Origin of the sequence: Micromonospora globosa (genome assembly GCF_000717585.1) — a bacterium.
Classification (GTDB): Bacteria; Actinomycetota; Actinomycetes; order Mycobacteriales; family Micromonosporaceae; genus Micromonospora; species Micromonospora aurantiaca.
The window spans coordinates 1-380 of sequence record NZ_JNZR01000097.1 but is presented as its reverse complement, the minus strand read 5'-3'; the positions used below and the strand labels follow the sequence as shown (position 1 = coordinate 380).

General features: G+C 67.4%; 1 pseudogene. It reads right to left on the bottom strand.

From position 1 onward, the window contains the following. Positions 1-380 (bottom strand): annotated as a pseudogene (locus IF06_RS0131800) (hypothetical protein); the annotation flags it as partial.

Sequence of the window (380 nt, the reverse complement as noted above, 5' to 3'; positions counted from 1 at the left end):
CCGCCGCCGGGGTACTTGAACTCGTTGGCGTTGCCGCCCTTGACGGTGAGGTCCTTGAGGGTGAGGTCGCCGCCGTCGACGACGCGGAAGATGCGGAAGGTGTCTTCGGCGTCGCGCTTGATGGTGGAGTTGTTGCCCTTGATGGTGACGTCCTGCTTGATCTCGGGCAGGGCGGAGCCGAACTTGCGGTCCTTGACGCCGAGTTCGTAGGTGCAGTTCTCGGCGAGCTTGATGGTGCCGCCGTGGTCGCGGTTGGCCAGTTCGAGGGCGTCGATCAGGGCGTCGTCCTTGCAGGGGACCTCGCGGGTCTTGCCGTGGTCGTCCTTGCCGTCCTTGCCCCACTCGCCCTTGTCCGGGCCCCACTCGCCGCGGTCGCGGCC